This window comes from Acinetobacter seohaensis, from assembly GCF_056431365.1.
This window is the reverse complement of sequence record NZ_JBWKMK010000029.1, coordinates 152085-164242: the sequence shown is the minus strand read 5'-3', so window position 1 is coordinate 164242 and position 12158 is coordinate 152085. Positions and strand designations below refer to the sequence as shown.

The following is a 12158-nucleotide window of genomic DNA, read 5'->3' as shown; positions in this document are numbered from 1 at the left end:
AAAATTATGTAATTAAAATGTGTCATATTATTAATGCATTGACCAATTAAAAAAATTTTGCGTCTCTCTTTAAATATGAAACTGGGTTGTTTTTATGAATTTAATAGAAACAGTTTTTGACTTTAAAGCGCTTTCAATGCAGCAGCAATCGTATTTTTTTGAAAAAATTTATCAATTCGATCAAAAAATCTTTCCAAATTCGAGTTTAGAAGAATTTAAAGCCTTTGTTTATGACCCCGATGCAATCGCAGTCACGGTTATTCAATATCATGATCGAGATCAAGTGGTTGGGCAAAATGTTATTCCTTTTATTTTGATTCATTATAATGAACAGCCTATGCATGTGGTCAATTCACGAGCGGGTTTTTTGTCTGAATATCAAAAACAAAATTTGACGATTCCAAGTGCAGTCAAAGCCATGTTGAATCGACGCTTAAAAAATCCATTTATTCCATTGTGGTTTGTGATTAGCATTAATCAACCGAAGATTTATTCTTTGTTTGCTTCGCGTTCTAAAAGTTTTTTCCCAAGAGTCGGGAAAACTATGCCTAAGGAATATCATGAAGTTTTGCAGCTTATGGCGGCACGGTATCCTGAAATTCAAAAGCGCGGTGAAGGCGTATATGTGCATGAAACTCATTCTCCAGCACGAAGTTTTGAGCAACTGATGCATTTGAGAATTCCGCAAGATGTACATTCCAATTTCTTTTTGCAGCACGCGCCTGATTATTTTGATGGTTGGGGCATTATGTGTATTTGTAAATTAGACGGTAAAACTTTATCTGAAACGGCACTCAATTTAGCACTAAACAGAAAAGTGGATTAGGTGCTTATCACATCGAAAAACTGTGATCTTCTGTACGTATGCTGTTGACTCTATACTGCAGTAGATGATGAATTTGGGCAGTGATGGGGTGTAACCATCATCTTCACCAAAGTTTTATTGAGTGAAATAATGATCTTGATGTTTGCAGTTGCGACAAAATAAGGACACATAATTTTCTGCGTCATAATCGACAGTCAGTTCATCCGATCCGCAGTGCATACAGCGTTTAAGTGAATAAAATTTAAGTCGTGCTTCAATTTTTAGCCAAGAACGCCACACAGGTTGAAAGAAAATCCTTTCGTCATAACCCAAAAAGCGGAAGAATAAAATTTCGCTCATATAGCTGAAAGGCAAATTAGGCGGGCGTGGCAGGGTAGAGGTCTCCCATTTTTCAGCCACTGACCGTTCTCGGTATTGCTGCACAGTCTTTTTCAGTAAATTGGTATTAATAAAGTTTTCATTACGCGGTTTGAGTGCTTTTTGTTGGTATAAAAATTCCAAAGCAGTTTGCACCAAGTAATAAATTTGCCCAACCGCCAAGACATCTAAAAGTCGGTAGCAAAAGCTCTGAAAACTATGGTTGCCCGCAATTTGTATTCCCCAAGTCCGACAATAAAATTGCATAAACTGCACAATCTCTTGATACAGCAATAAATACAGCGCATCTTTGACTTCATCTGCTGTTTTGAACGGTGTGCCCATACTCAGATTTTCATAAAACCAATAACGTAATTGTTGTGCAATGCTGAATAAGCTTGGTTCAGAATAACCATCTAAACGGACATTGATATAATATTGCTGCGCATTTTCGGCAAAATCTTTGGCAATTAATATTTGCTCTTTTAGCAAATGTTTGATCATGCCGTGCTGGAAAAAATAGTTAGGGGTAATATTTAAATACTTGATTTTTTCCCAATCTATAAATTCTTCATGTGGAATATGTTCCTGTGCATGCTGATCTAAAATACTCAATAAAAATAATTTATCTATAAAACGCAGCTGATTTAATTCGCGTTCAGGTGCATCCTGTTTTTTGAATTTTTGTTGTTCTTGCAAGCGGGTTTCCGCCATGATTTTTTTGCGTTGTTGGGTACAGCTTGCGCAATGACAGTTTTGTTGTTGGCTATTTTGAAAGATGCGATGTTCACAATGACTACATTGGTGAAAATTTAATTCCTGCTCATATTGTTCTGCTTCTACCCAATACATAGATGCCTGACACAAAGGGCATAATGTGCTTTCATCTAATTGTTTTTGCAGAATTTGTAGCATTGTGAAATAGAAGCTCAAGTAAATCGTGATATGTCATTATACATGGCTTGTGTACTGAAAGGTGGAAGCTTCTGTGCTTTTGATCATCATCAAAATTAGCCTGTGTTGGTCGTATTTGAAGTGAAGTTGCATATCAAAATATTAAATTTACGCGTAATAGCAATACAGGTATTGATTTAAACAGTCTGCTTTTATGTTACTTGTACAGGATTAATCCAGATAGGATTGAAAAGCTTGGGTTGAGCGCCCATATAAATCAGCATTGTTGAACAAGACTGAAATAGATTGTGCGCAGACAGATGTTGAAAGTTGTCGTATGATCATTGCAACTTTACAAAAACAAGCGCATCGCCACAAAGAATGAGGACAAGATGAATATTGCAGCAAATCCTATGGTTGAAGCCAGCCAAACTATCTATTTAAAAGACTATCAAAAACCTTCATTCTTGGTAGATGCTGTAGAGCTAGATATTCAAGTCTATGCAGATTACACCCAAGTGGGTGCAACATTGAAAATGCAGCGTCAGACTGCAGGCGATTTGGTGTTATTGGGCCGTGATTTAGAATTGAAATCTATTATTTTGAATGGCACGGAATTATCGGAAAGTGACTATCAATTAGATAGTGAGCAGCTTCGCATTGCAAATGCACCTGATCAAGTCACGTTAGAAACCATCGTGATCATTCATCCTGAAAGCAATACGCAACTTGAAGGCTTATATCAGGCAAGTTCTGATTTATTTGTTACCCAAAACGAGCCTGAAGGTTTCCGTAAAATTACCTTCTATCCTGACCGCCCAGACGTATTGTCGGTATTTACCACACGTGTTGAAGCCGATAAAAAATATCCTGTGTTATTGGCAAACGGCAACTTGTTAGAAACAGGTGAAGCAGGCGAAGGTCGTCATTATGCGATTTGGCAAGACCCGACCAAAAAGCCAAGCTATTTATTTGCTTGTGTGATTGGCGATTTGGCAGTCATGAAAGACCATTATGTGACATCTGAAGGGCGTAATGTTGCACTGGAAATTTATGCAGAAGAAAAAGACATTCCAAAATGCAAAATTGCTATGCAAGCGTTAAAACATTCGATGCGTTGGGATGAAGAACACTATGGTCTGCCGTATGATTTAGATAATTATATGATTGTGGCGACCAGTGCCTTCAATATGGGCGCAATGGAAAATAAAGGTCTGAATATTTTCAATACGTCATGTGTATTGGCCGATGAAGAATACACCACAGATGCCGCAATTATGCGCGTACAGTCCGTGATTGCGCATGAATATTTTCATAACTGGACAGGTAACCGTATTACTTGCCGCGATTGGTTCCAGTTGTGTTTAAAAGAAGGTTTAACGGTGTTCCGTGACCAATCTTTCTCTGAAGATTTACAGTCTGCCGCAGTACAGCGTATTGATGATGTGGCGGTGCTCAAAGCACATCAATTCCCCGAAGATTCTGGCCCGTTATCGCACCCGCCACGTCCAGATCATTTTGTAGAAATTAATAACTTCTATACCGCAACAGTCTATGAAAAAGGTGCGGAAATTAACCGCATGATGTCGACTTTACTCGGTAAAGAAAAATTCCGTAAAGGTAGTGATGAATATTTCCGTTGTCATGATGGACAAGCAGTCACGGTTGAAGATTGGGTCAATGCTTTAAGTGCAGGTTCAGGTGTCGATTTATCTAATTTCCTGACTTGGTACAATCAACCAGGCACACCAAAGCTTGAAGTGCAGGGCGAATACGATGCGGCTGCGCAGGTTTATCGTTTAAATTTAAAACAAAGTCTGAAAAGCAATGCCAAATATCCAAACTTAAAAGCATTGCCTATTCCTGTTGCATTGGCATTGTTCAATGCAGAAACAGGCGAGCAATATATTTTGCAGTCTGAAGCTTTGGTTGAAAACTCAGTAAAAGATGGTGTGTATTTGTTTGATCAGGCACAAGCAAGTATTGAATTTAGCGGTATAACTGCGCATCCCGTTGTTTCTTTATTGCGTAATTTTTCTGCACCTGTGAATTTAGAATTTAACTATTCTAATGATGAATTGGCATTTTTAATGCAGCACGAAACCAATGGCTTTAACCAGTGGCAGGCGACTCAGACTCTATTGGAACGTATTTTATTGGAAGAACATGCAGCAGATACTTATTTGCAAGCCATGAAAAATACAGTACCTGCTTTAATTGAAAAAGATCCTTTGTTGGCATCACGTATTTTTGATGTACCTTCTGAAGGCTATTTGGGCAGCCGTATTGATCAAAATTATCAACCTGAAAAAATTCAGCAACAACGCAATGCGCTGTTAGATACATTGGCGCGCGAACTTGGTGCATTCTGCAAAGAAACCTATTTAAGCCTTGATCCAGACATGCAGCAAGATTTCTCTCAGGCAATGGGTGTACGTGCTTTAAAGAATATCATGTTGGCGTTAATGGTACGTCAGGGCGATGCCAAAGCGTTTGAGCTGGCACAGCAGCAATACCATACCACTCGAAATATGTCTGAGCGTTTAGGGGCATTGCGTGTCTTGGTGTGGAATGATGCACCGCAAGCCAAAGCTGCTTTGGAAGATTTTTATACACGTTTTAAAGATGAAGCTTTAGCACTTGATCAATGGTTTATGGTTCAAGCTTCACATCCAAAAGCGACAGCTGAAACCATTCAGGCTTTAACTGCACATCCTGATTATGATTTGGGTACACCTAACCGTATTCGTTCAGTCAGTGGTGGTTTAAATAGCAACCCTGTGAATACATGGAGTTTTGGTGTTCAGCATTTTATTGACTTAGCCAAGTATTTAGATGAGAAAAACCCAATTGTAGGTTCGCGTTTATTGCAGGTGTTGTCGCGTTGGTACACTTTGGCAGAGCCACAACGTAACCAAGTGCAAGCAGCGTTGCTAAATTTGCAGTCTGTGGTGAAATCTAAAAACGTGGTTGAAACCCTAAATAGTATGTTAGAGGTTTAAGTTAAAAAACTAAAAGCCATTTCATCAATTCGTTGAAATGGCTTTTTTGTGGCTGGAATACATTAAAAATAATCTAGCTTAGTCACAGCGAATTTGATATTCATTTTTATATTTGGTGTAAGTTTCATTTAATTCAGCAAGTAATTTTTTCTCGTTATATTGCCGATCTTCAGGTTTAGAATTTTTAAGTACAATTGGCATATATTCATGTTTGTAAATCTGCGTATATTCTTCACAAATAATATGTTTGCGCTCATCTGCAGAATAGTTATCTAAATCGCGAAGCAAGATTTCATTCATTTTGGTATTGATGAGATCGAGTTCATCAAACATGTTTGGGGTTTGATCTGACGGTTGGGATGGGGAACAGCCGAAAGTGATAAAGCTACATATCAGAACGTAAACCCACTGCTTCACATTGACCCCAATGATAAAAAATCAAATTTATATTATAGCCTTAAAAGCGTAAAATTTAAGTGAATAGTCAGTTTTATTGGCAGTGAAATCAATTGAATGACAGTGTGTCGATTTTGTGTATTTAGACAATATGGCTGACTTGGGAAATGCAGTTTTATGTGTTAGTTTTGATGAAAATGAATGTTTTTCTGCGCTGAATTTCTGCAGATGAGTATCTAAAAAATCACGAAAAATTGAGGCATGAAATGGCTAAACATTATGACTATTTGGTAATTGGGGCAGGAAGTGGTGGTATTGCTTCGGCCAATCGCGCGGCGCAATATGGTAAAAAATGTGCATTAATTGAAGTTGCAGATTTGGGCGGGACTTGTGTCAATGTGGGGTGTGTGCCTAAAAAAGTGATGTGGTATTCTGCGCAAATCGCCGATGCTATTCAAAAATACGGCCCAGATTATGGTTTTAATACTGAATTAAAATCGCATGATTGGAATACGTTAATTCAAAATCGTCAAGCTTATATTCAGCGTATCCATGCATCGTATCAATCAGGTTTAGCTAAAAACAATGTTGATGTGATTCAGGGCTTTGCTCGTTTTGTAAATGAAAAAACAGTTGAAGTAAATCAGCAGCAATACACTGCAGATCACATTTTAATAGCCACAGGAACTGAGCCAACACGTCCAGATATTGAAGGGGCAGAGCTAGGAATTGATTCAAACGGTTTCTTTGAATTGCAACAATTACCAAAACGCACGGCAATTGTCGGTTCGGGTTATATTGCCGTAGAGTTAGCAGGTGTTTTAAATGGGTTGGGTTCAGAAGTTGGATTGTTTATTCGTAAACAATTGCCGCTGCGTAGTTTAGATCAATTTTTAGGTGAAACATTACTTGAATGTATGCGTGATGAACATATCCAAGTGCATACGCAAGCCATTCCAAAGAAAGTCACTCGCCAAGCGGATCAGTCTTTGTTATTACATCTTGAAGATGGTTCACAGCATGAGGTCGATTGTCTGATTTGGGCAGTTGGACGTAAACCAAATACACAAGCATTGAACTTGGCTGCTGCAAATGTGCAGATTGATGAAAAAGGATATATCGCAGTAGATCAATTCCAAAATACCAGCCAAGCAGGTATTTATGCGGTGGGCGATATTATTGGAAAAATTGAGCTGACACCCGTTGCTGTTGCCGCAGGACGTAAATTGTCTGAACGTTTATTCAATCACAAACCAAATGAATATTTAGATTATCAAAATGTTGCCACGGTGGTCTTTAGTCATCCGCCTATTGGTACGGTGGGTTTAAGTGAAGCGCAAGCCATTGAACAGTTTGGGCAAGATCAGGTCAAAGTCTATCAATCTTCTTTTACCTCAATGTACACGGCTGTAACTCAGCATCGTCAAGTGTATAAAATGAAATTGGTCTGCGTTGGTGATGAACAGAAAGTCGTGGGCGTGCATGGTATTGGCTATGGCATGGATGAAATTTTGCAAGGTTTTGCAGTCGCGGTCAAAATGGGCGCGACCAAGCAAGATTTTGACAATACTGTCGCAATTCATCCAACTGCTGCAGAAGAATTTGTGACTATGCGCTAATGGAGTAGCGTAGTCGCACACAAAGAGTATGGGTTAAAAAAATCCATACTCTTTTTTATTTTTGAAATTTGTAGATAAAAAATCAGAAGATAAACGTCAGAAAGATAAAGTTTGTTATCGTTATTTAGTTAGCCTAATAAGAAACCCACCGAAGTGGGCTTGTGCGATCAAACACCATCCATTGTGTCTGGGGTAGATTATCTCACGAAAATGATTAAGGTTTGATTAAGAAATTTTTGTTTTATTAAGTTTATCTTTACAAATTTGTAGCCGATGCTGCAAAGACTTTAAATCTATGTTATAGTGTAACTTATACAATAAAAATATCTCTATTCTCTCGTAGTTATTCATCATCATGCTGTGCTGCATTTATTTTATGCACTGCAAATTAAGTGTGATGAATGTTGTTGTATTAAAAAACTATGCTCAAAATTTTAATTTGAGCTTGATGTGTAAGTTATAAATGAATTGGTGTAAATATTGAAAAAAATGCAAACAATGCTTGCGAAAGCAGTGAATGGTCGTGAAATTATGGTGTCTTTGGTGGCATCAAAGAAAAAGCAAAATACCCGTGATGGTTTTAAATGGGTCGAAGTCGGAAAACATGTGTTGTTGGAATGTGGTCAGGAAATTGAACTGAATTTAGATGGTCGCAGTTTTTATACCGATACGCATGAAATGTTCCGTTTACCACATCGAGTTAATTAAGTTTTAGTCTGATGAATATTCAACTCAACTGGATTGCATAAAATATGTAATTTAGAAAAATTTTAAAAGTTTTATCCAGAAAAATCCCGTTCATTGGCGAACGGGATTTTTTTATTTTGTATTTTTACTGTGGCAAAGCACAGCCAGTATTGAATTAAACCTTAACAATCAAAACAGGAACAGGGGACTGAGTCAGTACGTTTTGGGCAACGCTACCAAGCATCATCTTTTTCACGCCAGTACGGCCATGCGAACCCATAATAATCAGGTCAGCACCAATTTCATTGGCAATTTGCACAATCCCTTCTGAAGCTGCAACACCGCGGATAATTTTGGTATCTACCGAAATACCTTCACGGCTAAAGGATTGCTGAATTTCAGCCAAACGATTTTGTGCATTTTGTTCAGCCTGCATGAAATAATCGGTAATTGCTGGTGCAACTTTGTAGAAGTCCACGCCTACAAAAGGATCAACTGCAATTACACTCATAATAGTAACAGGGCAATTTAGATCTTTTGCCAATGAAAGTGCTTGTTCGGCTGCAGCATAAGACATAGGTGACTCATCTACTGGAACAAGTAAGTGTTTATAAGTGGTCATGGCAAATCCTTATTTAAAATTTATGATGAAAATATGGTTTAAATTTGTGATTAAGCTTTCACTACAAGTACAGGTAATTCTGTATGGCGTAATACGTCTGTGGCAAAACTACCCAATAATAATTTTTGGAAACCTTTACGACCATGTGAACCCATCACAATCACATCAGCATTTAAGTCTTTCGCTGTTTTAATTACACCTTCAGCAGATACCAAACCCTCAACAACACGAGTTTCTGCATTTACACCCACCGCTTGCGCAATTTCATCTGCTTCTTTTAATGCTTTTTGTGCATTGGCTGTCGCTTGCACAAAGTATTCTTTCATAATGGCAGATGAATAGTTATAGTAAAAGTCCGAATCGGTAAATGGGTCTTCCGCAACAAGGCTAATTAAGGTGAGTTTGCTGTTAAATACTTTGGCAATTTCAGCTGCATGTTTGACCGCTGAAAAAGAAATTTGTGAACCATCTACAGGGACTAAAATATTTTGGTACGACATGCGGGTAACTCCAGAAATTATGATTATGTGCCTTACACTTTATTGATAGCATATAGTCTATACAGGTTCAATTTAAAATCTGAAAAAAGATTGATAATTCATTTAATTACCCGCCAAATTTGCTGAAATAAAAGATAAGCTAAAGATGATGAAATTGCTCAACTCAACGGCAAGGCTATACGATAAAATAAGCTGCTAAATTTGCAAAATAAACAGCCCCAAATGTTTTGAATAACTTGGGTTTGAATTGTGCCTATGAATCTTGAGGGAATTGTGGTTTGAAATTATTTTGGATGTTGCTGTGTTTTATATTGTTAAGTGCTTGTCAAACCACGCAGCAGAACAGTCGAATCATTGCTGGTGCATTTAATCTCACCACAGGCTTGCAGCAAAAAATCATGGATCGCTATGCACCCAAAAACATACAAGTGCAACATGATATTGTGTATGCCACGCAGCCCAATTTGAGTTTTGACTTGTATCAAGACAGTCAATTGCAAGATTTAGCTGCACGCCCGACAATTGTCTGGATTCATGGTGGTGGCTGGATTGCAGGTTCAAAAGCCCACGCACGTGGCTATTTTAAATTATTAGCCGCGCAGGGCTTTAATGTAATTGCCGTACAATATCAATTTGCCCCGCATGCAACTTATCCTACTCAGTTGCAACAAATTGATCAGGCTTTAAATTACATCACGCAACATGCAGAAAAATATCAGCTTAATCCACAACAATTATATTTAGCAGGCGATTCTGCAGGGGCGAATTTAGCTAGCCATTATGCCGCATTATTGAGTAATCCTGCATTTGCACAGCAGTCTAATTTACAGCCGACTATTCAGCACAAACAACTTAAAGGGCTGATTTTGCACTGCGGGATTTATGATCTAAAAGCGTTTGTTGAAACTGCGCCAGATGAAATGAATATCGTAGAGTGGGGTGTTTATAATTTGGTGCAGGCTTACACGGGAGATCGGAAACAGGACAGTGAATTTCTGAAGAATATTTCGCCTATTCAACATTTAACGGCAAACTATCCTGCGGTATTTATCAGTGGTGGTAACAAAGACTTTTTAACAGAAACTCAATCTATGCCGATGCTGCATGCTTTACAGCAACATCAGATTCCTGTGACGACAGCATTTTATCCAGATACAAAAGCATGGTTAATTCACGAATATCAATTTTTTATGCACCAAAAAGAAAGCCAGCAAACTTTTGCTAAAACAGTAGAATTTATCCGAAGCACAGCAGACCCTAATGTATCGCGCATACAATAAATCAATACGATGCTTCAGAAAAAGTGTTTTTTAACTGCTTAAGTTATTTAGCTTTTGCTTTGTTTAAACTTTAAAACTGCCAAAACCACACAACCAAAAATCAGTCCCCAAAATGCAGAACCAATACCAAAAAACTGCACCCCAGAAGCACTAAATAAAAAGGTCAATAAAGCGGCTTCACGCTCTGCAACGTGCTGAAAGGCGAGGGCGATGTTGTGTCCAATAGTGCCAAGCAGTGCAATTCCTGCCAAAGCAGTAATAAAAACAGCTGGGAATGACATCAACAAACTGGTGAGCGTTGCAGCAAAGATCCCCATCAAGATATAAAACAAACCGCAGCTAATTCCCGCAATATAGCGTTTACTGGCATCGGGATGCGATTGATCATCTAAGCTAATCGCAGCACTGATGGATGCGATATTGACACTAAAACATCCAAATGGCGCGAAAATCGCTTGTGCTGTGCCTGTCCAACCAATTAAGTGACGTACATTCGGGTTAAAGCCATAGCTTTTGATCATGGCAAGACCAGGCAAATATTGCGACGCCATATTAATGACAAACAAAGGCAGGGCTAAACCTAAAATAGCAGACCAACTTAATTCAGGTTGCATCCAAACTGGTTGTGCAATACTCGATTGCACACTCGGCATTTGAAATTGTAAGAAGATTGGGCATAACGCGACACCAATCAATACAGTTAAAACAATGCTATAACGTGGGCTAAATCGTTTTGCCAATACATAAGCCGCCAATAAAGACAAAATAAATGCCCATGCTTCTTGCAGACTGGTAAATAGGGCAATTCCAAATTTAAGCAGCACACCTGCCAACATGGCGCTGGTTAAACTCTGTGGAATATAAGTCAGTACCTTTTCAAAAATACCTAAAAAGCCAAGCACTGCTGTGAGTACGCCACAAAATAAAAATGCGCCAATTGCTTCGTGTAAGCTATAACCGCTGCCCGTGGCGATAATCAGTGCCAAGCCTGCGGTAGACCATGAGGTCGCCACAGGATATTTAAATTTCCAAGATAAAATCAGCCCGCTTAGACCAATACCTAAACCCAACGCGCAAAACCAAGAGCTGATTTGCTCAGCACTTGCGCCTAAAATTTGTGCTGCCTGAATGACTAAAACCGCGGAAACACTAATACCGACCAAGAAGGTAATAAAACCTGCAAATACTGCAGGCACAGAGAAGTCATTTAAAAGTTTTTGCATGCTTTCTTAGACATATTTTCTATAATTTATGAACAGATCATACACATTTGAACAAATAGTCAAAAGTGTTTTTTATACTTTTTTTATAGCGTTGAGCTTGCCAGTCTAAAGCCAAAACCGCAGAACAAAATACCAATGCTTGCAACGCAAATGGCTGCAATTTTATAGCGTTGATTGAAATAACTGGCTAATTTGACTCCTGAAAAAATCAAAATAGATAAATAACCCATGCTAATGATTTGTAGGACGATGGCTAAAACAGCAAAGCTCAGCATCGGGTAGGTGTAATCAGGATTGACGAATTGCACAAAAAAAGACAAATAAAACAAAATTGCTTTTGGGTTAATAACGCTAATCATTAAAGCAGTTCGGTAGGGATGAACCCGTTCAGTTGTATTGCTCGTTGCTGTTGTAGAAAGATTGGCGTGCGAAGTTCTGGTTTGTGGAAACCATGTTTTATAGGCTGCAATCAGTAGTTTAATACCTAAATAGCCTAAGTAGAGCGCACCAACTACTTTTAATAAGGTGAATAGCCATGGAAAAGCATGCAGTAATGAGGCTGCCCCTAAAATGGTGCACACAATTAAAATCAGATCACCCGTAAATACACCGAAAGCAGCTGCATAGCCTGTGCGTATCCCAAAGCGTGAAGCCACTGACATGACATAGAGTGAGTTTGGGCCAGGCAAGAGCACAATTAAGGTTGTGCCAATTATAAAAGTGCTGAGGTCACTAATACCAAACACGCAAAC

Annotated in this window: 11 protein-coding genes; 5 read left to right on the top strand and 6 right to left on the bottom strand. The window is 38.5% G+C overall.

Features of this window, described 5'->3' with window-relative positions; all coding sequences use genetic code 11:
- Positions 1-94: 94 nt before the first annotated feature.
- A complete protein-coding gene (locus AC07E5_RS05270; RefSeq protein WP_004973230.1) occupies positions 95-826 on the top strand; it encodes a hypothetical protein in 732 nt (243 codons plus the stop codon).
- 114 nt (positions 827-940) lie between these two features.
- Here AC07E5_RS05270 and AC07E5_RS05265 read toward each other — a convergent pair whose 3' ends face one another.
- A complete protein-coding gene (locus AC07E5_RS05265) occupies positions 941-2098 on the bottom strand; it encodes a hypothetical protein (RefSeq protein ID WP_498624852.1) in 1158 nt (385 codons plus the stop codon).
- A 371-nt stretch (positions 2099-2469) separates the two neighbouring features.
- Between AC07E5_RS05265 and pepN the strand changes: the two genes are divergently transcribed.
- A complete protein-coding gene (pepN, locus tag AC07E5_RS05260; RefSeq protein ID WP_498624850.1) occupies positions 2470-5079 on the top strand; it encodes an aminopeptidase N in 2610 nt (869 codons plus the stop codon).
- A gap of 78 nt (positions 5080-5157) precedes the next feature.
- Here the strand turns inward: pepN and AC07E5_RS05255 are convergent, their stop codons facing one another.
- The gene (locus AC07E5_RS05255) at positions 5158-5496 is read right to left on the bottom strand and encodes a hypothetical protein (RefSeq protein WP_498624848.1); all 339 of its coding nucleotides are present in this window, start codon (positions 5494-5496) and stop codon (positions 5158-5160) included.
- Positions 5497-5741: 245 nt separating this feature from the next.
- Between AC07E5_RS05255 and gorA the strand changes: the two genes are divergently transcribed.
- Together gorA and AC07E5_RS05245 are read left to right on the top strand one after the other, a co-directional pair.
- Entirely contained in the window at positions 5742-7094 is a 1353-nt protein-coding gene (gene gorA, locus AC07E5_RS05250) for a glutathione-disulfide reductase (RefSeq protein WP_498624846.1), read from the top strand.
- Positions 7095-7583: 489 nt separating this feature from the next.
- The gene (locus tag AC07E5_RS05245) at positions 7584-7802 is read left to right on the top strand and encodes a hypothetical protein (RefSeq protein ID WP_004973244.1); all 219 of its coding nucleotides are present in this window, start codon (positions 7584-7586) and stop codon (positions 7800-7802) included.
- 154 nt (positions 7803-7956) lie between these two features.
- Here AC07E5_RS05245 and AC07E5_RS05240 read toward each other — a convergent pair whose 3' ends face one another.
- On the bottom strand, positions 7957-8403 hold the full coding sequence (locus AC07E5_RS05240) for a universal stress protein (protein ID WP_004973247.1): 447 nt from the start codon (positions 8401-8403) through the stop codon (positions 7957-7959).
- 50 nt (positions 8404-8453) lie between these two features.
- Positions 8454-8903 carry a universal stress protein gene (locus AC07E5_RS05235; RefSeq protein ID WP_178318668.1) on the bottom strand — a complete coding sequence of 150 codons (450 nt, stop codon included), beginning with the start codon at positions 8901-8903 and terminating at the stop codon, positions 8454-8456.
- 293 nt (positions 8904-9196) lie between these two features.
- Here AC07E5_RS05235 and AC07E5_RS05230 point away from each other — a divergent pair, with 293 nt between their 5' ends.
- On the top strand, positions 9197-10183 hold the full coding sequence (locus tag AC07E5_RS05230; protein ID WP_498624968.1) for an alpha/beta hydrolase: 987 nt from the start codon (positions 9197-9199) through the stop codon (positions 10181-10183).
- Between the two features lie 47 nt (positions 10184-10230).
- Here AC07E5_RS05230 and AC07E5_RS05225 read toward each other — a convergent pair whose 3' ends face one another.
- On the bottom strand, positions 10231-11406 hold the full coding sequence (locus tag AC07E5_RS05225; protein ID WP_498624844.1) for a benzoate/H(+) symporter BenE family transporter: 1176 nt from the start codon (positions 11404-11406) through the stop codon (positions 10231-10233).
- Positions 11407-11489: 83 nt separating this feature from the next.
- A complete protein-coding gene (gene leuE, locus AC07E5_RS05220) occupies positions 11490-12152 on the bottom strand; it encodes a leucine efflux protein LeuE (RefSeq protein ID WP_004973255.1) in 663 nt (220 codons plus the stop codon).
- Between the last annotated feature and the right edge of the window lie 6 nt (positions 12153-12158).

Coding starts and splice junctions, on each gene's coding strand:
- AC07E5_RS05270 (WP_004973230.1), top strand. CDS start 95: ATGAATTTAATAGAAACAGTTTTTGACTTTAAAGCGCTTTCAATGCAG.
- AC07E5_RS05265 (WP_498624852.1), bottom strand. CDS start 2,098: ATGCTACAAATTCTGCAAAAACAATTAGATGAAAGCACATTATGCCCT.
- pepN (WP_498624850.1), top strand. CDS start 2,470: ATGAATATTGCAGCAAATCCTATGGTTGAAGCCAGCCAAACTATCTAT.
- gorA (WP_498624846.1), top strand. CDS start 5,742: ATGGCTAAACATTATGACTATTTGGTAATTGGGGCAGGAAGTGGTGGT.
- AC07E5_RS05245 (WP_004973244.1), top strand. CDS start 7,584: ATGCAAACAATGCTTGCGAAAGCAGTGAATGGTCGTGAAATTATGGTG.
- AC07E5_RS05240 (WP_004973247.1), bottom strand. CDS start 8,403: ATGACCACTTATAAACACTTACTTGTTCCAGTAGATGAGTCACCTATG.
- AC07E5_RS05235 (WP_178318668.1), bottom strand. CDS start 8,903: ATGTCGTACCAAAATATTTTAGTCCCTGTAGATGGTTCACAAATTTCT.
- AC07E5_RS05230 (WP_498624968.1), top strand. CDS start 9,197: ATGTTGCTGTGTTTTATATTGTTAAGTGCTTGTCAAACCACGCAGCAG.
- AC07E5_RS05225 (WP_498624844.1), bottom strand. CDS start 11,406: ATGCAAAAACTTTTAAATGACTTCTCTGTGCCTGCAGTATTTGCAGGT.